Genomic DNA, 19,485 nt, shown 5'->3' with positions numbered 1-19,485 from the left:
TACCGGCAAAGCTTCTGTCTGCCTCTTTTGCGTTGTAGGACTGAAGGGCCTTCATCGGTTGGGCACCAGCCCTGCGGCTACATTGGCAGCAGGACAAGACCTTCAGAAACCGACCTGTTGCTCGTTCTTCCACGCGACAAATGGAAACCTTTTGGCCGATATACGGATGCCAACGATAAAGAACCTCAACTTCATCGTCGACATGGGCAGAATGAACGGGGCATGGGCATTACGAGAAAGAACTCACTCTTCGCCGGCAGCGACGGCGGGGGACGGACCTGGGCAACCATCGTGACGCTGCTGCAGACAGCGAAGATGAACAATATCGATCCGCTTGCCTGGCTCACTCAGACCCTCGAGCGCATTGCCAACGGCTGGCCGAGCAGCGAAATCGACGCGTTCATGCCGTGGAACTACGCCCGCTGAATGGCCTCAGCTTGCCGCTTACATCATCCGAGCCACCCTTTGAGGTTCTCGGCCGTGAATACCGGATCGGGGCCGGACACACTGACGCGGCCGGTTTCGGATGGTGCCGGCGCCGGATCATCGCCGCCGATCGGCAGATCGATCACGCCCCGCGCGATCCTTCAGCGCCGAAAGAGCATCCTTGTAGTCGCGGACGACGTAGTCTGTAAGCGGTGTCCCGTCCCCATCTTGAACGTCTGCATTGGGGAGGCTGGTGTCGCGTTACATGCCGCCGTCCATCCAGTTATTGCGCTGGCGGTAAAAGCCTCTAGTGTTCGACCGTCACGCCGCAAAGGGATACCCTTCCATGCCTACAATTGACGTCTTGATCGCATTTGCGGTCACCACAGCGCTGTTCGCCTTCATACCAGGACCTGCGATGCTATACGCGGCAGCACGTACTATGGCAGGCGGTCGACGTGCTGGCTTGATGGCAGTTTTGGGCATCAACATCGGGGCCTATGTGCATGTCATTGCCGCCGCTGCAGGATTGTCCGCGTTGTTCAACGCAGTCCCAGTGGCTTACACGATAGTCAAGCTGGTCGGCGCACTCTATCTTGTCTGGCTGGGTATCTCGCTCTTCCGCAGCAGAGAAACTGGCCCCGAACCTTCGACTGTCGCCATGCCGAAGTCGGCAAGAAAGGCTTTTTTCGAGAGCGTGGCAGTCGAGGTGTTAAATCCGAAGACCGCCATTTTCTTTCTGGCGTTTCTCCCCCAGTTCGTTGACGCCAATGCGAGCCTGCCGCTGTGGGCACAGCTCGCAATCTTGGGGGCAATCGTGAACACCATATTCACGTTCGCTGACGTTGTTTGCGTGTTCCTCGCTGGGCTGATCATAGAGAAGGTTAAGCAGTCGAGCCGTACACAGAAGCTGGTCCAGCGACTGGGTGGTACCATCCTTGTTGGCCTTGGTTTGCATGTCGCGTTGCAAAGAACCTGACGACCGTTCGCAGCATCCCATAGCTCGAAAGATTCCTGCGAGCACTTATTTGTGCAACGGGAAATTCCAAGGCAAGAGCTCATCGATCCGGCTCTGCTTGTGGCCATTTATGATAGCGGTGAGCGTCGTGGTCAAATAGGCCAGCGGATCGACAGCATTGAGTTTGCAAGTCTCGATGTGTTCCGGCGTGCAAACTTGACCCCCTTGGCGGGGTAATTGGAGTGAACCCCTCGGGCTGGACCTCGGGACTTCATGAGCCTTCTCCGATCGAGGCCCGTAGAGTGTATCAGTTTGTCCGTGTCCCGTGGTCCAGCCCGAGGGGTTCACTCCATAACCGGCTCATGTATGGATGCCCCCGTTCATGCAAGTTTTTCTTTGAGCGGTTTGAACGTGTGATTGGATGCGGTCATGTATCAGGCCTTTGATGCAGTCTGGAATTTACTGCTGGCCGGTATGGAGCTAAGCGGGGCTGGCGCAAATCAGTTCTACGAGCTCGTGGCTCACTGAGCCGGGTGCATTTCCAGCCCCTCTTTCCAATCTTTTGTCCTTACCATTCGCTGATCTCCTCACACGCCGACGATCCGATCTCGCTATATCGCTAGCTTTGCTTACGCGGTTGCGAGACCGGAATCTTTGTAATTCTCCTTCTTCGTCATCATCGCCCAGACGGATCGCGCCATCTTGTTGGCTAACGCAATAGCGACGAGCATACGTGGCTTGCGCGTCAACATACGTCCCAGCCATGAGCTCTCGGAGGGGGGCTTTCGGCATGCCCATCGGATCACCGTCATTGCGCCGATAATCAAAAGCCGTCGGATATCGCGCTGTCCCATCTTCGACGTCCGGCCAAGCACCTGCTTTCCACCGCTCGAATGTTGTTTAGGTACAAGCCCGAGGCATGCTGCAAAATCGCGCCCCTTCTGAAACGTCGTCATAGTTGGAGCAAAGGCCTCGACCGCTATGGCCGTGATCGGTCCTACGCCGGGCATTGACATCAGCCGAGCGGTATTATCCGATTGCTGAGCTTCAGATTTGAGTACCTTCTCCAAGTTGGAGATACGGGCAGTTAGAAGATCAATCTGCTCCAAATAAATCCGGGCAGGTTCCACAACCAGGAGCTCAAGGCCGCTATCATCGTCTTCTACGATCCCCCTCAACGCGGCCAAGCTTGCAAGCCCCTGCGGTGCGACGACCCCATGTTCTGCCAAGTGAGCACGAAGGGCGTTAATCAACTGCGTCCGCTGACGCACAAATAGATCGCGCGTCCGAAAGATCATGGAAGAAGCTTGCTGCTTCTCCGTCTTCGGCACGACAAACCTCATCGAGGGGCGGATGGCGGCCTCTACGATGGCCTCAGCATCTGCCGCGTCATTCTCTGCCGTTTGACGAAAGGCTTCACATAAGCGCGTGGTAACAATCGAACTTCATGGCCAAGCTTCCCGATCTCACGAGCCCAGTAATGCGCAGTCGCACATGCTTCCATCGCAACGACACACCTCGGCAATTCCGAGAAGAAAGCCAAGACAGGAACGCGAGATAGCTTCCTACGAAATACCAAACCGCCATCGGCGCTGGCAGCATGGAGCTGGAAATACCCGCTTTGCAAGGTCAAGGCCTACAATGCTAACTTCCTTCATGGATGCTCTCTCCTCTGAGTGACGTTGTTGCAAACATCACTTTGGCACATCGCGATGCCATCGGAGGGGGCATCCACTCCATCAGTTCTGCGTGGAAACCAACACCAGGGGTTTCCCCTGGCGCACCTGCCGGTTTTCTCCGGACGCCGTGCGGCCGGCCAGAAAACCGCGCAGCGCATCGCCCATAGCTCTTGCGTACGCGTTGGGTGATGCGTAGGTGCGCTGTACGCGTTGATACACGCTTGCGTTGATCGATCAAAGGGTCGTGTGGCGGAAGCTTGGGTTGGCTGTGAGCTATAGAACGGGATGCTGTAACGCACGGCTCTGGGGTCGCGGCCTTACTGTGTGATGAATATTGACAATATTTATCACGCTTCCCATAATTGAAGAGAGACGAAAGGATAGGCCCATGCCGTCAGGCAGCATTCACGTTAAGGTCAGCGGCGCGCTGCAAAACCACATCCAGCAACAGATCGGCGACGATGGCCTCTATGAGAATGCCAGCGAATACATCCGCGCGTTGATCCGCCGCGATTTACAGACCCGTGATGAGGCGTGGGAGGCGCTCCAGCGGGAACTCGCACCCGCCATGCGCGCCGATGACAGCGAATTCATCGCCGTTACCGCCGACGATGTAATCCGCCGCAACAAGCGCCGCTGAGCATGGCCGGATATCGCTTTTATCCGCGTGCCGACGCCGCGCAGGACAGGATCTGGCGCGACACTTTGGCCGAATGGGGCGAGGCGCAGGCCGATACCTATATCCGGGGCCTGCATGCTCACTTGCAGCGCCTGTGCGACAACCGTCTTATCTGGCGACGGCTCCCGCAAAGGCTGGCGGTTCCCGCCGATGTGAAGCTCATGGCGTATTTCAGCCGCTACGAGCATCACTACGTCTTCTTCCGTGAACTTGGGAACGGCGACCTTGGTGTCATGAGCATCCTGCATGAAAGGATGGACATGGCGGTACGCCTAAAGGAAGACTTGGCGGCCCTGCATGCCAAGGGTAAAGATCAAGAATAACCGTCAAACCCATTCACTCCACAAGTGAGCGGGCTTACTTGGCCACCTTCTTCACTCGCCGCACGTTGATGGCCTTGGCACCCAGTGTGTTCTTGAGATGCACGGCGTAGTGCTTCTCGATCATTTCGACGCTCGTCCGGCAGTTCTTGGCGATCTGGTAGATATCCGCGCCTTCCAGCAGGCGCAGGCAGCTATAGGTGTGGCGAAGGCTGTAGGCCGAACGACGGTTGCCCTGGCGGTCGAATTTCAGCTCGCAATCAGCCAGCACCCGGTTGAACTGCTCCTTGTGATCCTGCGGGAAGACGAAAAGACCAAATCCTTGGTGCCGTGTCCGGCATCCGCGACGACGTGCGACACCTCGCCGCCCGCATCGACACCATGCACGAGTCCCAAACAAAGCAACGACCTTCTAGACGGGCGGCGGACTAACCACAAGTTGCCGCAAGACCGGCAAAGCAATCTATGTCGTCACCAATGAAGTTGATAGAATCCGCCTGAGCGTCGCCTGTGTACTTTGAGCGCGGCGGCCGTACCTCACTGCAACAGGGTCGGCGCATCCATAGACCAACTGTTCCTCACGGCTAGAGCCATTAACGGATCGTCATCGATCGGCGTTCGGGGTGCTACGCCGGCAAACCAGAAAGGTATCGACGACACTGTCGCCGGCGTCTGCGGTTCACTCGTCTGGACGCAGGCCTAATGCCTGGCTCACGATCAGAAGACTGTGGGACTGAGACAATCCACCTCAGGTACCCAGCACGCCCGGCGACGCCGGTCTACCACTACCGTTCATCAGTGAAAGTAACCCTCCCTTTCAAGCCAATCTTCGACGATCCATTCAATGACAGTCTCTGGCTTCGCCGGAGGATTTTGGTCGAGACAGAAATCTTCTATGGCGTCTCTGGCTCTTGGCGACAGCGAGATGTTGACCGTGCTTGCTAAAAGGGGCGCAGCCGCGTCGGGAGCTTCCTCCATGGGAAGCAAGCCCGCATCCATGCGTCCCGGTCCATGGCCGATCGGGATGCTCCACACATACCTAGCAAGTGTCTCTACAGCGGCGGCAGATCATGGAGTGGAGGATACCGTGCAATTGACCCTAATTGAAACCACCAAGGACTTTCATGCCGATGACTATGATCCTTGACGGGGAGGCTGTCGTGCTCGACGAGCAGGGGCGGTCTGACTTCGGCCTGTTGCAGAACTCACTTGGCGCCAGTGGAAAGCAAGGCGGCAAGCTTCCTTCGCGAAACTCGCTCCTCGATGCCTTCGATCTGCTTTACCTCGATGGACACGATCTACGGAACACGGAATACCGGGTGCGCCGGCATCTCCTGGAAGATGTCATTCCGCGAGAGGAGGGCGCGATCCGACTTTCGGAAGAGTTCGAAGAGGATCCGGATGCCCTGCTGGAGCACGCCTGCCGGCTTGGGCTGGAAGGCATCATCGCCAAGCATCTAGACAGGCCATATCGTTCCGGTGGCACTGGCGATTGGCTGAAGATCAAATGCGTTCAGAGCGACAGCTTTGTGATCATCGGCTATGAGCCATCGACGGCTTTACCTGGTGCTATCGCCACTCTTCTCCTCGCGGCTCGGCACCGAGATGGCTACAGATACGTCGGCAGCGTCGGGACCGGCTTCAAGCATGTTCAGGCGAGAGCACTGAAGAAGCAACTCGACAAGGTCAAGACGCGCGTGCCGGTCGACCGCGTCCCGGGCAAGAACCTCGTCATGACCGGGCCTTCATATGTCGCGGAGATCGAATACCGAGCGTGGACGAATGATGGGAAGCTGCGGCATCCTTCGTTCAAGGGGCTGCGCGATCCCGACGATGCGGACAAACTTTACCGACTGCCGGACTTCGCCCCACAGGTTCTAGCATTTTCGCTGCGGCTGCTGTTCTTGCTGATTGGATGTAGCTGGGCGCTCACCCGAAACCGTATTCGCCATCTTCTGGCAATTCTGTCCGGCTTTGCCGACCGAGTTAGTTGTCGCATTCTTCGGCCGTTCGATCGCTTGCGAGCCCACTGGCCCACCTGAATTGGTTCCAGGCGTGTTCGTGGTGTCTGGCGTAAAAGTTCCGCCTTGCTGGGCTACAGCGGGAAGAGCAAGCCCAAGGCTCAACATCAAAGCAGTGATTATTCGGCTGGTCATTTTCCTCTCCTTTTTGCTCATCCAACCAAACGCATCGAGGAAGGTTCCCGCCGCTAATCCAGGCCACGCTTCAGCGCCTTCAGCGCCTTCAGCATTGCAGCGAGCTCTGCATTCGCCCCATGGGCCAGCATTAGGTTATCGGCGACCTCGATAACCGCGCCGAGTACCTCGGTCTCGTTCCAGCCGGCCTTGATCGCAGCATCGACGAGCTCCTGAAGTGACAGCTCGATTGCCATCTGGCACAGAATCGGGCGGTTGTCGTCGCGAAGCGGAACCGTGGGAGGAGGGATGTCGAACATCACCTCGAAATAGAGTCGGTGAGACGGGAGGCAAGGACTGAGGGGCCACTTCCACTTAAGGATGAATCATGATTATCTCTGCCCGGGCATATTAGGGGGTAATCTTGAGAAATATTGTTGTACCGCTGGCGCTCGCGCTGGCTCTTTCGGCGTGTGCCAAACGGCCGGATGCGATCGTTCCCACTGACATTCCGATGGCGGCATACACGAACTATTCCTGCGAGCAACTCGCTCAGGAACTAATCAAGGAGCAGGCGACGCTATCAGCGGTTTCCAAGCAACAACACGATGCTGCCACTGGTGATGCGTTCGGCGTCTTCCTCATCGGCGTTCCGATGTCGTCCACCTTTGGCGGCGACAAGGAAGGTCAGGTATCGGTATCTAAGGGCAAGGTCCAGGCGATCCAGTCGGCCATGATGTCGAAGGGCTGCAATGCGCCCGCGCCGGCAAAGACGACTGGAAAATCCAAGCCTTGAATTGAAGGGCGTCGCGAGGGTGCTCGTAGGGCACAAGCTTAAACCTTAAGGGGGACGGGTTCGCCCTCGCGACAGCCTATCAAACTGCCAAGCGACCGGTTCGTTTCTTTGGGGGGCAGCCGCCCGAACAAATCGGAGGGGGCAAGCTCCTTCCGATACTACGCTTTCTGGGCTGGTGTCGGCTCAGGGTACTCAAACCAGAACTCATACACAGGCTTTGTGGAGGAGGTAGCCGCGCGTGATCTTGCAATTCGCGCGCCCGGTGTCATCCAAGTGCTTCCGCGCCGCGGCTTCAAGCTTTTGTTCCGGCGTCATCTGCCCTGCCATACCCATTGTGAAGCCCTGGGCCGTCCCCATGCCCAGGACGGTACCCATGCTGGGTGTCACCTTCAGGGACTTGTCGGACGGATGATCATAGACGAGTGCGGCCCTTTATTCGATGTCACCACAGGCCAGCGCGATCACCACCGTCGCCCACACCAGACGCGCGCTGGCCGTTCATTACCCGACAACCCGCATGCCCATCGGCTCATACGGCACTTGAAAAAGCTTGGAACTTATCGGTCGTCCGAGTGTTCATCCGCCGCAATAGGAGTACCATAATGAAAAAGATCATCATCGCCACAGCCTTCGTTCTTGCAGCGTCAACCGCCGCCTTTGCGCAGTCGACCGCGGAAAAGACCGGTGCAAATTCGCTTATCGGCAGGGCGCCGTCGACAGAGGATTTCGTCATGCAGGTATCCGCGAGCGACATGTTCGAAATCGAGTCTAGCAAGCTTGCGGTGCAGAAAGGTGACGAGGCGACGAAGGCCTTTGCGCAGCAAATGATTACTGATCACGAGAAGACGAGCGCTGAGCTGAAGGCGCTGCTTTCCGGCGGGAAGGTAAAGGGAACTCCCGTCACAGCTCTGACTGAGGACCACAAGGAAGAGGTTGACGGCCTCGCCAAACTATCCGGCGCTGAGTTCAAGGAAGAGTATTTCGACGACCAAGTGGACGCCCACGAAGATGCTGTGGATCTGTTCAAGCGTTACGCTGAAGGTGGTGACAATGCCGAGCTGAAGGCGTGGGCCGCGAAAACCCTTCCGGCGCTCGAGCACCACTATAAGATGGCGCAGGACCTGGACAAGTAAACGTTGGCGCCCTTGTAGCTGCCAAAGGCGAGTCTACATTCTAGACACGCTTTGCCAACGGTGACCACGGATGTACTGGCACTGGTGAGGTCGAGCGACGTGAGAAGGTCGGGGCGAAGAAATCGCGCCCACCTTTTGCCTTTCCAGAAGGATTTTGCGCTGCGCGCTACCGTCGCCCGCACCAGCGCGCTGGTCGTCGCCTCCGTGTTATGGGCGAGGATATAGACTTCCTTCCTCGTGGAGAGATGCTACACGGTATACTTTTAGTTCCTGCTGACTGGCTTTCCGTTTGAGCTGCTGCAAATGGCCAGGCCAGTAAAATACGCATTTTTCAAATAGCGGGCCGTCGGTTCGATTCCTTTCGTAAGCAAGCATTGAGACTGTCAAGCCCGAGCCATCGCTGTCATCTGCTTTGCCCTGTTTCTGGTCATGCCAAAGCGCCGATGGGACTGCGTCTGTTGGAGACGTCCAGTTCAGCTTTTGAGCGCCGCCTTCACCCGATCGGGCAGGAATGGGTAGTGCCGCAGCCGGACGCCGCCTGTCAGTCGGGCGACGGCATTGGCGATCGCGGGGCCGGTGGGCGGCAGTCCCGCCTGGCCGATGCCACCGAAGGGGCTTCCGGGCGTCTGCACGACGGCGACCTCGATTTCCGGCGCCTCTGACATGCGGATGACCCGGTAGGTGTCGAAATTCGCTTCCTGCACCTCGCCGTCGACGACGTTGATCTGCTCGAACAGCGCGTGGCCTGTCCCGCCGGTGATGCCGGCGATCATCATGGCCTCGATATGGAGCGGCTGGATCGCGACGCCGGGATCGATGGCGCACCAGACCTTATGCACCCGGATTTCGCCGGTCTCGCGATTGAGCGAGACCTCGGCGACCTGGGCGCAATGGGAGCCGAAGGCATCGGAGTAGGCAATGCCAAGCCCACGGCCGTCGCGCGCTCGATCCCATTCCGCCATCCGGGCAACGGTCTCGACAACCTTTTGCGCCCGCGGCTGATCCCTCAGAAGCTCCAGCCGCAACGCGACAGGATCCATGCCTCTGGCAGCTGCGATCTCGTCGACAACACATTCGATCGCGAACCTCGTATAGCCGACACCCACTGCGAACCAAAATCCAATGGCGAGACCGTTGTCCTGACGCAGGTACTCTATCTGATGGGCCGGAACGGAATAGTTGAACTTCGCACCCTCGGTCACGACGTCGTCGTGACCGCCCGCTTCCGCGAAAACCGGAGGCAAGGTTCGTGCAAAGATCGAGTCCGCCACGATGCGGTGACGCCAGCCGACGATGTTCCCTTCCGCATCCAGCCCCACCTTGACGTGCTGGGTTTCGAGCGGCCGGAATTTGTCGTGGCGGATATCGTCCTCGCGACTCCAGATGACCTTGACAGGCCGCCCCTCCACCGCCTTGGCGAGCGACACTGCATCGATGATGAAGTCGGCTTCCGCCTTGCGTCCGAAGCCGCCGCCGAGCAGGGTCGTGTTGACCTTTACCTTGTCGGGCGTCGTGCCGATGACCGCCGCCGCGAAACCCTGCGTGCCCGTCGGCCCCTGGGTCGGCGCCCAGATCTCGATGCTGTCGCCGGTCACGAGCGCGGTGGCGTTCATCGGCTCCATGGTGGCATGGGCGACGTGGTCGCTCATATAGTCGACTTCTATCACCGTCGCGGCGCCGGCGATCGCGGCCTCGGCGTCACCATCAGTATGCGCGGCGACACCTTGTTGCCCGAGGTCGCGGCCGACGGCGCGGTATTCGTCGAGCAGCCGCTGGCTCGTGTAGTTGCGAACCCGCGATGTCGTGCTCCAGGTCACGTTGAGCAGGTCTTTCGCACGTCTCGTCGCTTCAACCGTCTCGCCGATGATGCCGACACCGTAGGACAATGGGACGATATGGGTGACGCCCGGCACGTTCCGTGCTGCGGCGTCATCGATGGTTTCCGGCCGCTCGTCCTGAACCGGTGCCCGCAGAACCGCCCCGTAAAGCATGTCCGGAAGCTGGACGTCGATGCCATACACGGCGGCACCATTGACCTTGGAGGGCACGTCGACACGCTGGATCGACCGGCTTCCGACATAGCGCCACTTGTCGCGGGGCTTGAGGTCAGCCTCCGTCGCCTGCGGCAGCGGATCCGGAAGCACGGCCCTGGCAGCGATCTCGCCATAGTCGAGCCCCCGATCCGAGGATGGGTGCACCACTCTATGGGGTTCGGTCGTGAGTTCTCCCGCCGGCACGTTCAGCAGGCTAGCGGCGCCAGCCATGAGGATCAGGCGGGTCTGGGCGCCGGCCAGGCGAAGCAGCCCGTTATAGCCGCGCGTCGACTCGCTGCCGCCCGTGAGCTGGATTCCGTAGAAGCCGGGATTGCCGTAGGTTTCCGCATCGGAAGGAGCCTGCACGACCCGCACACGGTTCCAATCGGCATCCAGTTCCTCGGCGACGAGCAGCGGCAGCGTGGTCATGATCCCCTGGCCCATTTCGACGGCAGGCGCGATGATGCTGACGGTGCCGTTCGCTGCAATCGTGATCCAGGCATTGGGGCGGAAATCACCCGCGGCGGCGGTAGCCGGGGTGGCGCCGTAAGTGAGGTCGGGCAGACTTCCAAACGCGACGGCAATGCCCAGGCTGCCGGTCGTGACGAGGAAGCTGCGCCGCGACAGCGCGCGGCTTTGAGGCCGTTGAGTCAGAGTCATGGTTCAGCCCTCACTTGCTGCGCGCTGGATCGCGCTGATGATGCGAACATAGGTCCCGCAGCGGCAGATATTCCCATCCATGTGGTCGATGATCTGTTCGCGGGTCGGATTGGGCGTGGTCGCGAGAAGGGCGGCGGCCTGCATGATCTGTCCGGACTGGCAGTAACCGCATTGCGGCACCTGCTCGGCGATCCAGGCCTTCTGCAAGGGATGGCTGGAATCCCCTGACAGGCCCTCGATCGTGGTTACTTCCCTGCCGGCGACATCCTGCAGGAAGGTCTGGCAGGGGCGGGTAGGCTCGCCGTCGACATGGACGGTGCAGGCCCCGCATTGTGCGATCCCGCAGCCGAATTTGGTGCCGGTGAGCTTCAGATGTTCGCGGATCACCCAAAGAAGCGGTGTATCGGGTTCGGCGACGACATCGATTGCGCGCCCGTTCATGGTGAACGCTGTCATGGGTGCTTCTCCTGATCTTAATTGGCCGGCTGGCCTTCGAGGTATTGGATGATTGCCGCTCGCTGGCCTGCATTGGGGATGGCAACCGTCATCCGTGTGCCGCGGACCATGCGGCCCGGCGCAGTGAGAAAGGCCTCGAGGGATTGGCTGTCCCAGGTGATGCCGGAGGAACGCATCGCGTCCGAGTAGGTAGCGCCTTCGACGGTTCCGGCGGCCCGGCCGATCAAGCCCGACAGGTGCGGACCCGCCTTGTTCTGACCGGCCTCCATACTGTGGCAGGTCGCACAGCGCTGCTGAAACAGGCGAGCTCCGTCGATATCCTGAGCGGCAGCTGGAAGGTGACAGAGCAAGCTCAATATTGCGAGAAGGATCGCCGGCAGCGCCCGTCGCCCTCCTTCATCCTGGGCATCCTGTAGTCCTGGCATTCCATGGAATGGGGTAGACATCATTCATTGCCTCCATTGCTGTAGGCACGATAAAACAGTCTTCCCGATACGATCTATTCGGCTGCGTCTCGAATATCGTCGCGATCGTCCGGATCGGTTTTGAACTGCCGGGGTGAGAGCAGCTTGTGCCGGCGGTGGAGATACTCTCTGGGGGTGCATCCCATGACGCGCTTGAAGGCGCTGGTGAAGGCGCTTTCGGATTCATAACCAAGGCTGGGCGCGATCGCGGATACGGGCTCACCGGTGCTTTCCAGCCGCTCGCCTGCAAGCAGCATTCTCCAGCGGGTAAGGTAGTCCATCGGCGTCTCGCCGGCCGTTTCCCGGAACCGCTGCGCGAAGACGGACCTGGACATTCCGGCCTGCCCGGCAAGATCCCGCAAGGTCCAGCGTCGTGCCGGATCGGAATGGATGGCCGAAAGTGCCTTGCTCAGGCGGGCGTCCTTCAGTGCAGCGAACCAGCCGGCTTCATGGCCTCCCTCATGCAGGTACAAGCGCAGCGCCTGTACCAGCATCATATGGGCCAGATGCTGGGCGATCAGCGCGCCGCCTGGCCTACCCTCGCGAAGTTCTTCGCGCATCCTTGCCACCGACCAGCGCAGCGCCACCTGATCCACCTCTTTTCGGATGTGAACGATGGGCGGCATCATCTTGAGAAGTGCCCCAGCGTGGCGTCCGGCAACCGTGAACCGGCTGCCGACAAGAAGCAGGTCGCCGCCGCCGTTGACGGTCACCGTACCGCCGGGTTCCGCGGGAGGGAAAGCTGTCTTGGAATCAAGCGGCTGCAATGCCAGATCGCTTGCCAGTCGGAAGGGCCGGCCGCTCGCCAGCACAAAACAATCTCCCGCCTCGAGCCTGATCGGCTCCTCGATGCCTTCCACAGCAAGCCAACATGCACCAGCCTCGACGGCGTAGCATTTGATGATGTCATCGCGCAGCGCAAAGTGAAGAGACCAGTCGCCTGCGGCGCTGAACCCGGATGAGATGTAGCTGCGGGTTTTGAGCAGCGACAGAACTTCAGAAAGGGGATCCAAGGCGAAATCCGGACGATTGCGACGATAGTGCAGACTTTAAAGCGTGGATCGTGCGCAAGCAAGCCTCTAGCCTTGAAGGAAGTTCCATGGGCGACAAGGGGAGATCAAGACAATGCGGATTTTGGTGACAGGAGCTTCAGGCTTTGTTGGTTCGGCGGTGGTGACGGATTTGATCGCTGCCGGACACAAGGTCATTGGACTGGTCCGGTCGGCGGGCGCAGCCGGAATACTGGCCACGCTTGGAGCAGATGTCTTCGCCGCAGATTTGCGTGATCAGGAAAATCTGCGCGCAGCGATAGCGCGGGTGGATGCAGTGGTGCACACCGCGTTCAACCACGATTTCTCGCAATTCAGGGAAAGCTGCGAGGCGGATCGGTCCATCATCGAATTCTTCGGCACAGAACTCGCCGGTTCGCGAAGGCCGCTTGTCGTCACGTCTGCGATAGGCGTGCTGCCCGGAAATGGGCTTGTCACCGAGGCGACCGATCCGGTGCCGCCTTCGTCCGAAGGCGCCAATCCCCGTGCCGCTTCCGAGGTTGCGGCCGATGCAGTTGCCAATATGGGGGTTCCGGTGTCGGTCGTTCGCCTTCCGCCCACCGTTCACGGCGATGGAGATCATGCATTCATCCCCATACTCATCGGGACCGCTCGCAAAAACGGGCTTGTCGCCTATGTCGGCAATGGTGAGAACCGGTGGCCGGCCGTTCATCGTCTCGATGCGGCGCGGCTCTACCGGCTGGCAGTCGAGAAGGCAGCTCCTTATGCCCGATATCACGCGGTTGCCGAGGAAGGCGTCCCCTTCCGGCAGATTGCCACGTCGATCGGCGCCGGATTGGACCTCCCGGTCCAATCGATCGAGCCCGAAACAGCGGCTTCTCATTATGGCTGGTTCAGCCATTTTGCTGCGATGGATATTCAAGCATCCAGCGTCCAGACGCGTGCAAGCCTTGCGTGGGCTCCGAACGGTGAAAGCCTTTTGGAGGATCTGGCCGGGCCTGCCTATTTCGGCGCAGGCTAGTTTCGCCAACCCAGCAGTCGCGATCCGCTCGCAAGCAACAAGCCGGTTACGCGGGAAAATAAACCCATGGTTGGATGGCAATCCGGACGTCTTCTATTCGGGAAGAAGAAATTCGGATTTGAAGGAAGATAAAGGAATCTGAACGCGGGCCTACGGCTTGTCGCGGGCGGATGCAATGACGAGGTTCCGGGGTTCGAGCTGTGGCGTGACGAGATATTCGCCTATGTCGCATATGAGGGATCTCGCCCCGTCGCCTGTGCAGGCGCGTGCGAGGTGGATGGTCACCTGGCCAGCGGCGTGGTTTCGGAGAGGCTGTCACGCGCGAGGCACTTTACGAGGCGATCCAATCTACCGGCATTGAACGCGTATGCCTCCAGACTACCGCTGCCGGAAAACCGGTGTATGAGAGGATAAGTCTCCGCCAGAACTTGTTACTTCAGCTGTTGCCGGGGGCGGCTAGACAAGGTCCAAAACGCGCAGGCTGGCCTTGTCGGCAACATCTGGGCGTGACGAAGTTTTAGATGCCGCGGAGACGAAACCCGCGGCATCTACGGAGATGTCGGCTGGTTTCCGGCCGTCGCGGCAATATTCCCGGCTACCAATGTTGATGACGGATGTATTCGAGGAACGCTCGCATGGCTGCGCTCGCATGCCGCCGGCTCGGATAATACAGGTACCAACTTGGCAGTTTTTTCTTCCAGCCGCCGAGCAGTTCGATAGTTCTTCCTTGCTCGATATCGTCACGGACATAATCATCGAACAGGTGAGCAATTCCCGAGCCCGCGAGTGCGGCCTGCCGCTCCTGATGCGCCGAACTCAGTGTCAACCTACCATTCGGAGTGATCTCTACCTCTTCGCCGTCCTTTTCAAATTTCCACGTCGCCATGGTTCCGCCGGGGAAACGGCGACGGATGCAGTCGTGCTGCAGGAGATCGTGCGGTGAAGCGGGTCGGCCGCGCCTGCGGAGATAATCAGGCGAGGCCACGATCGCATATTGCAAGGCGGGGCCTAGCGGCATGGCGATCATGTCCTGGGCGAGTTGGTTCCCGAAGCGCACACCTGCGTCGAAACCCTGCTGCACAATATCGATGATCGCGGCATCACTGACGATCTCGATATTGACGTCGGGATACATCTCCATGAACTCAAAGGCCAAGGGGCACAGAACGTGATCGGCGGCCGGACCCGGTGCATTGATGCGCACGGTGCCGGATGGGCGTTCGCGGAGCTGATTAAGGTCGTCGATCGCTGTCCTGATGTCGTGAAGAGCGGGCCCTAGCCGCCTAAGGAGCTGCTCGCCTGCTTCAGTCGGCGCGACGCTGCGTGTCGTTCGGTTCAGCAGCCGGATGCCCAGTGCTTCCTCGAGCCCGCCGATCGATTGACTGATCGCGGACGACGAAACGCCCCTGCCGAGCGCAGCAGCTCTAAAGCCGCCACAGCGGACGACATCCTCAAAGATCTCCAAGTTATCCAGGCGCAGCGGTCGCATTGCAAAGTCCTGCTTATTAAGCTGATCAGTTTTGATTAGCTTATCCTCACGCCTGATCTGTGTCATCCGTAGAGTACATGTCGCGAGGCGGCGCTAATCGCACCTCTGCCGCCGATGCTGAAATCAAAAACAACACCTGCAAGCAGGTATGTTGAACGGGATAAAAATCATGGCTGAAATCACACTGAATCGCAGGAAGATCATGCTGACGGCTGCGTCAGCCGTGGCGGGACTGGCCTTGCCGGCCGGCGTGACCTTTGCGCAGGCTTCTCAAGCGGGGTCGCTCCCAAGCCAGGGCGGCAATGTCGGCCATTACCGCTTTCGGGTCGGCGACATCTCAGCGACCGTGTTGAGTGACGGGCTTATCGGCGGCCCTCCGCGTGTTTACGCCAGCGATGCGCCGGAGGCAGAACTGCAGGATGTTCTGACGCGCGCCTTCCTGCCGACCGACCGCATGACGCTCAATCTCAATACGCTGCTGATCGAGACGAATGGCAGGCGCATCCTCCTTGAGGCGGGAGCCGGTCAGACCATGGGTCCGCAAGGCGGCCGCATTTTCCAGAATCTGGCCGCCATTGGTCTGCGGCCCGAGGACATCGACGTTGTGGTGGTTTCACACACGCACCCGGACCATGTCGGCAACCTTCGGACCGCGGACGGCGGCAAGGCATTTCCGCGTGCGACCGTCTTTGCGCCTCGGGCCGATTGGGATTTCTTCGTTCGTAACGATCCGGACCTTTCCTACATGCCGGTCCCCGAAGAGTTCCGCCGTAATTTCGCAGCCGCCATCACACGGAGCGTCGAGGCAGTGGCGGACGGAATCGTGTTGTACGAAGCCGGCGCGGATATCGTCCCGGGTCTGACGACGCTTCCGGCATTTGGCCACACGCCCGGCATGGCAAACTTCCTTGTTCAGTCCGGGAACGATCAGCTGCTGCTGACCGCCGATCTCGCCTATCACCCGGTCGTCAACGTCGACCGACCGTGGATGCCGGGACCGGATCGCGACAAGGAGACGGCACTCGCCTCCCGTCGACGCATCTTCGACATGGCGGCGGCAGACCGGCTCCTGGTCCTCGGCTTCCACTATCCGTTTCCGGGCCTTGGCCGAATGCTCAAGACAGACTCCGGCTATGCCTGGGTCCCGGTCAACTGGCAGTTCTGATAGGGTGAGGAACGGAGGCCACGCAATGACAACATCAAGACGTACACTTCTTTCGGGTTTTCTCGCCATGCCGCTCCTGCCGCTGACCGAAGCGATCGCCACAGCCCAGGAGGCGCCGCGACTGCCGCTGACACGTGCCTGTGCCGACGGAGATGAACCGACGCCGGCTCGCGAAGCAGGGCCGTTCTTCAAGCCGAACTCACCGCTGAAACGGGATCTCCATCTGGAGGCGCCTCGCGGCGAACGTATAACTGTCGCCGGTTATGTCCTCGATGATCGCTGCCGTCCCATGCCGCGCAGTCTTGTCGAGATCTGGCAAGCGGACGAAAACGGTGAGTACGATCGTTCGGGCTTCCGCCTGCGGGGACATCAGTTCGCCGACGAGCAGGGACGCTGGTGGTTCAACACCGTCGTGCCGGCGCTGTATCCGGGACGCACGCGACACTTCCATTTCAGGGTTCAGCAGCCGGGCGGAGATGTCCTGACGACGCAGCTCTTCTTTCCAGGCGAGCCGGGCAATGCGCGTGATCGGATCTTCGATGGGGCGCTGCTCATGACGATCAGCTCCGCGGACGACGGCCAGTTCGCGCGCTTCGATTTCGTGATCTGATACACGGGTATTTCAGCCGTGATTCAGACGTTTGGTGGACCAACGGGTGTCGCCTGCCACTGCCACCGCCAGCGATGCCGCTCGGAGGAATGTGGTTCGATCGCCCAACCGGCGGTGCGCCGTGGTACGCGCACCGGGAAGCTTAAACAAAGGAGACTATTGCAGCAGAGACTGGTGCTGATCGCGCTCTGCCGAGGCCGCAAGCCGTTCCGAAATATCGTCCAATCGCAGGAAGGCGTCGAGGAATTGGTTACCATCGTAATCCGATACTGCAATCGCCATCTTCCCCATCGCGAGACCAAGGAGCGCGGCGAGGATGCACGCCGTGCTCCTGGTGCATCAGGGGTTCGTAGACCAATGGATGCGACGATGTCGTTGAATTGCTCGTCTATCAGGGAGAGTGACGACTTCAATTCTCTTTGAGCCAACTGCAACGGCGAACTCACCCGCTGGCCAAAGTGCCCCCATCCAGAACAACCTGATTCATCATGGTCAAGTTCACCTTCGGTTGCAGAACAATCCCGAAATATGGATGCCACCGCCTCTTCTAGAAAAGTTAGAATTTGCCGCGTCGTCCGTCCCGCGGCATTGACCGCAACACGTTGCGCGATAGTTTTGTGAAAGAGTGGAGTTAGGCGGGATTGAGTTAACTCAAAGTCGAGCAGATGCAGATGGGTTATTCAAGTTTGGTTTAAGAGGACGTTGCGAAAGGGCGAGAGATGTCGAATGTCGATGCGACACGGTCTGCCCCCGTGGAAAATCGCCTTTACGCCGATACAGCCGAACTCGTCTCCTTTTATGACGAGAGCTTTCATTTGACGGAATGTTCGGCAAGGCATCGAAAAGCCTACGCCGTCGATTCTCTGGTGGACGCAACGCTGTGGCATGTCTACCCGGAGCTGCTGGCTGATGCGACAAAATCTGCGGTCGAATTCGTGCTTGCGAGTGGACTGCCCCGGACCGTCGAGATTGCGAATGTGAAAACGGGAGATGAACGCACGCTCATCATCTTCCGCAGCTCCGGCGGCATCGGCATCATCGAAGCGGAAAGCACCTCGAGCTTCCATAGAACCTACAGCCAGAGCGAAAAAGACCGCGCTCTTCTTCTGCACCAGGCAACCCACGACGTGTTGACCGGCTTACCAAACCGACGGCAATTCAGCGATCAGTTACGGGGCGCCCTTCCGATCTCCGAGGGGAGCAAACTTGCTCTCATGCAAATCGACCTCGATGACTTCAAGCCTGTCAATGACACGTTGGGGCACGGCGCCGGCGATACCGTGCTGAAAATGGCGGCCGAGCGAATTAGAAGCGTGCTGGGAGACCAGGAATTCGCCTACCGGTTGGCCGGCGACGAATTCGCCGTCATCCAATGGAGAGGCAATCAGCCGAAAGAGGCCGAGCGCCTTGCCGAGGCGCTCGTGAGCGTTTTCAAGGAGCCGTTCACTGTCGGTGGCATCAACGTCTTCGTCGGCGCAAGCGTGGGAATTGCTGTTGCACCGACTGATGGGAATGAGTTCGAGCAACTGATGAAAGCGGCCGACATCGCACTCTATGCGGCCAAGAAAGATGGCCGGCACCGGGCGCGGACGTTCACGCGCGCCATGCTTATTGTTCTGGAGCAACGGGAGATGTTGCGGCGCAGCTTGCGCACCGCCCTCTCGGAAGGTCAGTTTTTCGTCCAATATCAGCCTCTGGTCACCCCGTCCTTCTCGGTTGCCGGCTTCGAAGCACTATTGCGGTGGCGTCACCCCACGGTTGGCGTCATCCCGCCCAATGTCTTCATACCCATGGCCGAGATGGACGGCCTGATGAGCGAAATCGGTCAATGGGCGCTTGAAACCGCCTGCCGCGAAGCCATGAAATGGCCGGCCCATTTTACGGTTGCCGTCAATCTCTCTCCGGCGGAATTTCTGCATGCGGGGCTTACGGATCGGATCGCGCAGACTCTGGATCTGGTCGGCATCCGCGCAGACCGGCTTGAACTCGAAATTACCGAGTCCGTGCTTCTGGAACGGACGATAAACAATCTCGATACGCTCAACACCCTGAATATGCTTGGTGTGCAGATATCGCTAGACGATTTTGGCACTTATTACTCCTCGCTCAGCTACTTGAAGAATTTCCCCTTCGATACGATCAAGATCGACCAATATTTTATCAAGGATCTGGAAAACGACGAGAAGAGCCAGACGATCGTTCGATCCATCGTCGCGCTCGCCCACGGACTTGGCATGAACGTCACCGCCGAGGGCGTGGAAACGGCGGAGCAGGCTGCTTGGCTCAGCAAGACGGGTTGCGACCGGCTGCAGGGATATTATCTGGGCCGTCCGATGCCCCCCTCGAAAATCGACGCGTTCCTGCACAAGTTCGCGTCGACCGTTCCTCTCGGGGAAACGCCGATATCCAGCCCCAACCCCGCCTTCGAACCCTAATGGTGTCGGGAGCAAA

At 59.3% G+C, this 19,485-nt stretch carries 19 protein-coding genes and 3 pseudogenes; 11 read left to right on the top strand and 11 right to left on the bottom strand.

Features of this window, described 5'->3' with window-relative positions:
• Positions 1 to 228 precede the first annotated feature (228 nt).
• Positions 229 to 426 (top strand): annotated as a pseudogene (locus EDE05_RS10520) (transposase domain-containing protein); the annotation flags it as partial.
• A 23-nt stretch (positions 427 to 449) separates the two neighbouring features.
• Here EDE05_RS10520 and EDE05_RS27405 read toward each other — a convergent pair.
• On the bottom strand, positions 450 to 572 hold the full coding sequence (locus tag EDE05_RS27405; protein WP_281033648.1) for a hypothetical protein: 123 nt from the start codon (positions 570 to 572) through the stop codon (positions 450 to 452).
• A gap of 200 nt (positions 573 to 772) precedes the next feature.
• Here EDE05_RS27405 and EDE05_RS10515 point away from each other — a divergent pair, with 200 nt between their 5' ends.
• The gene (locus EDE05_RS10515) at positions 773 to 1,405 is read left to right on the top strand and encodes a LysE family translocator (protein ID WP_105375162.1); all 633 of its coding nucleotides are present in this window, start codon (positions 773 to 775) and stop codon (positions 1,403 to 1,405) included.
• Between the two features lie 45 nt (positions 1,406 to 1,450).
• Here EDE05_RS10515 and EDE05_RS10510 read toward each other — a convergent pair.
• Positions 1,451 to 1,582 (bottom strand): annotated as a pseudogene (locus EDE05_RS10510) (transposase domain-containing protein); the annotation flags it as partial.
• Positions 1,583 to 2,013: 431 nt separating this feature from the next.
• Positions 2,014 to 3,042, bottom strand: a pseudogene (locus EDE05_RS10505) (IS110 family transposase).
• 409 nt (positions 3,043 to 3,451) lie between these two features.
• Here EDE05_RS10505 and EDE05_RS10500 point away from each other — a divergent pair.
• On the top strand, positions 3,452 to 3,703 hold the full coding sequence (locus tag EDE05_RS10500; RefSeq protein ID WP_105371303.1) for a transcriptional regulator: 252 nt from the start codon (positions 3,452 to 3,454) through the stop codon (positions 3,701 to 3,703).
• Between the two features lie 2 nt (positions 3,704 to 3,705).
• Positions 3,706 to 4,065 carry a type II toxin-antitoxin system RelE/ParE family toxin gene (locus EDE05_RS10495; RefSeq protein ID WP_105371302.1) on the top strand — a complete coding sequence of 120 codons (360 nt, stop codon included), beginning with the start codon at positions 3,706 to 3,708 and terminating at the stop codon, positions 4,063 to 4,065.
• A gap of 34 nt (positions 4,066 to 4,099) precedes the next feature.
• Here the strand turns inward: EDE05_RS10495 and EDE05_RS10490 are convergent, their stop codons facing one another.
• Positions 4,100 to 4,333, bottom strand: a complete 234-nt coding sequence (locus tag EDE05_RS10490; RefSeq protein ID WP_245422792.1) for a hypothetical protein — start codon at positions 4,331 to 4,333, stop codon at positions 4,100 to 4,102.
• 859 nt (positions 4,334 to 5,192) lie between these two features.
• Between EDE05_RS10490 and EDE05_RS10485 the strand changes: the two genes are divergently transcribed.
• Positions 5,193 to 6,104 carry an ATP-dependent DNA ligase gene (locus EDE05_RS10485; RefSeq protein ID WP_245519883.1) on the top strand — a complete coding sequence of 304 codons (912 nt, stop codon included), beginning with the start codon at positions 5,193 to 5,195 and terminating at the stop codon, positions 6,102 to 6,104.
• 167 nt (positions 6,105 to 6,271) lie between these two features.
• Here the strand turns inward: EDE05_RS10485 and EDE05_RS10480 are convergent, their stop codons facing one another.
• Positions 6,272 to 6,517, bottom strand: a complete 246-nt coding sequence (locus EDE05_RS10480) for a hypothetical protein (RefSeq protein WP_112803550.1) — start codon at positions 6,515 to 6,517, stop codon at positions 6,272 to 6,274.
• 104 nt (positions 6,518 to 6,621) lie between these two features.
• On the opposite strand from EDE05_RS10480, the gene EDE05_RS10475 reads away from it, so the two are divergent.
• Positions 6,622 to 6,993 carry a hypothetical protein gene (locus EDE05_RS10475; protein ID WP_105371299.1) on the top strand — a complete coding sequence of 124 codons (372 nt, stop codon included), beginning with the start codon at positions 6,622 to 6,624 and terminating at the stop codon, positions 6,991 to 6,993.
• A 602-nt stretch (positions 6,994 to 7,595) separates the two neighbouring features.
• Positions 7,596 to 8,126, top strand: coding sequence for a DUF4142 domain-containing protein (locus EDE05_RS10470; RefSeq protein WP_105371297.1), 531 nt, complete (start codon positions 7,596 to 7,598; stop codon positions 8,124 to 8,126).
• 473 nt (positions 8,127 to 8,599) lie between these two features.
• Here EDE05_RS10470 and EDE05_RS10465 read toward each other — a convergent pair whose 3' ends face one another.
• The 4 genes from EDE05_RS10465 to EDE05_RS10450 are packed head-to-tail and all read right to left on the bottom strand — an operon-like array spanning position 8,600 to position 12,752.
• A complete protein-coding gene (locus EDE05_RS10465; protein WP_112803552.1) occupies positions 8,600 to 10,819 on the bottom strand; it encodes a molybdopterin cofactor-binding domain-containing protein in 2,220 nt (739 codons plus the stop codon).
• Positions 10,820 to 10,822: 3 nt separating this feature from the next.
• A complete protein-coding gene (locus EDE05_RS10460) occupies positions 10,823 to 11,275 on the bottom strand; it encodes a (2Fe-2S)-binding protein (protein ID WP_134100831.1) in 453 nt (150 codons plus the stop codon).
• A 17-nt stretch (positions 11,276 to 11,292) separates the two neighbouring features.
• A complete protein-coding gene (locus EDE05_RS10455) occupies positions 11,293 to 11,724 on the bottom strand; it encodes a c-type cytochrome (RefSeq protein ID WP_245519882.1) in 432 nt (143 codons plus the stop codon).
• A gap of 50 nt (positions 11,725 to 11,774) precedes the next feature.
• The gene (locus EDE05_RS10450) at positions 11,775 to 12,752 is read right to left on the bottom strand and encodes an AraC family transcriptional regulator (RefSeq protein ID WP_112803556.1); all 978 of its coding nucleotides are present in this window, start codon (positions 12,750 to 12,752) and stop codon (positions 11,775 to 11,777) included.
• Positions 12,753 to 12,864: 112 nt separating this feature from the next.
• On the opposite strand from EDE05_RS10450, the gene EDE05_RS10445 reads away from it, so the two are divergent.
• Positions 12,865 to 13,770: an SDR family oxidoreductase gene (locus EDE05_RS10445; RefSeq protein ID WP_134100827.1), complete on the top strand. Its 906-nt coding sequence runs from the start codon at positions 12,865 to 12,867 to the stop codon at positions 13,768 to 13,770.
• 595 nt (positions 13,771 to 14,365) lie between these two features.
• On the opposite strand, the gene EDE05_RS10440 is transcribed toward EDE05_RS10445, so the two are convergent.
• Positions 14,366 to 15,325 carry a LysR family transcriptional regulator gene (locus EDE05_RS10440; protein ID WP_162712278.1) on the bottom strand — a complete coding sequence of 320 codons (960 nt, stop codon included), beginning with the start codon at positions 15,323 to 15,325 and terminating at the stop codon, positions 14,366 to 14,368.
• 136 nt (positions 15,326 to 15,461) lie between these two features.
• On the opposite strand from EDE05_RS10440, the gene EDE05_RS10435 reads away from it, so the two are divergent.
• Both EDE05_RS10435 and EDE05_RS10430 read left to right on the top strand, forming a co-directional pair.
• Positions 15,462 to 16,424: an MBL fold metallo-hydrolase gene (locus EDE05_RS10435; protein WP_112797984.1), complete on the top strand. Its 963-nt coding sequence runs from the start codon at positions 15,462 to 15,464 to the stop codon at positions 16,422 to 16,424.
• Positions 16,425 to 16,449: 25 nt separating this feature from the next.
• Complete coding sequence (locus EDE05_RS10430) at positions 16,450 to 17,034, top strand: intradiol ring-cleavage dioxygenase (RefSeq protein ID WP_112797546.1); 585 nt, start codon at positions 16,450 to 16,452, stop codon at positions 17,032 to 17,034.
• 156 nt (positions 17,035 to 17,190) lie between these two features.
• Here the strand turns inward: EDE05_RS10430 and EDE05_RS27400 are convergent, their stop codons facing one another.
• A complete protein-coding gene (locus EDE05_RS27400) occupies positions 17,191 to 17,316 on the bottom strand; it encodes a hypothetical protein (RefSeq protein WP_281033723.1) in 126 nt (41 codons plus the stop codon).
• A 437-nt stretch (positions 17,317 to 17,753) separates the two neighbouring features.
• Between EDE05_RS27400 and EDE05_RS10425 the strand changes: the two genes are divergently transcribed.
• Complete coding sequence (locus EDE05_RS10425) at positions 17,754 to 19,469, top strand: EAL domain-containing protein (protein ID WP_112797548.1); 1,716 nt, start codon at positions 17,754 to 17,756, stop codon at positions 19,467 to 19,469.
• Positions 19,470 to 19,485: the final 16 nt, after the last annotated feature.

This window comes from Neorhizobium sp. R1-B, from assembly GCF_004368875.1.
GTDB lineage: Bacteria > Pseudomonadota > Alphaproteobacteria > Rhizobiales > Rhizobiaceae > Neorhizobium > Neorhizobium huautlense.
Note: the sequence above shows the minus strand (reverse complement) of the source record. Positions and strands in the feature narration are given on the sequence as shown.

What these genes read in the sequence shown, in the direction of transcription:
- EDE05_RS10515 (WP_105375162.1), top strand. Translation starts at nt 773, where the DNA reads ATGCCTACAATTGACGTCTTGATCGCATTTGCGGTCACCACAGCGCTG.
- EDE05_RS10500 (WP_105371303.1), top strand. Translation starts at nt 3,452, where the DNA reads ATGCCGTCAGGCAGCATTCACGTTAAGGTCAGCGGCGCGCTGCAAAAC.
- EDE05_RS10495 (WP_105371302.1), top strand. Translation starts at nt 3,706, where the DNA reads ATGGCCGGATATCGCTTTTATCCGCGTGCCGACGCCGCGCAGGACAGG.
- EDE05_RS10485 (WP_245519883.1), top strand. Translation starts at nt 5,193, where the DNA reads ATGACTATGATCCTTGACGGGGAGGCTGTCGTGCTCGACGAGCAGGGG.
- EDE05_RS10480 (WP_112803550.1), bottom strand. Translation starts at nt 6,517, where the DNA reads ATGTTCGACATCCCTCCTCCCACGGTTCCGCTTCGCGACGACAACCGC.
- EDE05_RS10470 (WP_105371297.1), top strand. Translation starts at nt 7,596, where the DNA reads ATGAAAAAGATCATCATCGCCACAGCCTTCGTTCTTGCAGCGTCAACC.
- EDE05_RS10465 (WP_112803552.1), bottom strand. Translation starts at nt 10,819, where the DNA reads ATGACTCTGACTCAACGGCCTCAAAGCCGCGCGCTGTCGCGGCGCAGC.
- EDE05_RS10460 (WP_134100831.1), bottom strand. Translation starts at nt 11,275, where the DNA reads ATGACAGCGTTCACCATGAACGGGCGCGCAATCGATGTCGTCGCCGAA.
- EDE05_RS10455 (WP_245519882.1), bottom strand. Translation starts at nt 11,724, where the DNA reads ATGATGTCTACCCCATTCCATGGAATGCCAGGACTACAGGATGCCCAG.
- EDE05_RS10445 (WP_134100827.1), top strand. Translation starts at nt 12,865, where the DNA reads ATGCGGATTTTGGTGACAGGAGCTTCAGGCTTTGTTGGTTCGGCGGTG.
- EDE05_RS10440 (WP_162712278.1), bottom strand. Translation starts at nt 15,325, where the DNA reads ATGACACAGATCAGGCGTGAGGATAAGCTAATCAAAACTGATCAGCTT.
- EDE05_RS10435 (WP_112797984.1), top strand. Translation starts at nt 15,462, where the DNA reads ATGCTGACGGCTGCGTCAGCCGTGGCGGGACTGGCCTTGCCGGCCGGC.
- EDE05_RS10430 (WP_112797546.1), top strand. Translation starts at nt 16,450, where the DNA reads ATGACAACATCAAGACGTACACTTCTTTCGGGTTTTCTCGCCATGCCG.
- EDE05_RS27400 (WP_281033723.1), bottom strand. Translation starts at nt 17,316, where the DNA reads ATGGCGATTGCAGTATCGGATTACGATGGTAACCAATTCCTCGACGCC.
- EDE05_RS10425 (WP_112797548.1), top strand. Translation starts at nt 17,754, where the DNA reads ATGTCGAATGTCGATGCGACACGGTCTGCCCCCGTGGAAAATCGCCTT.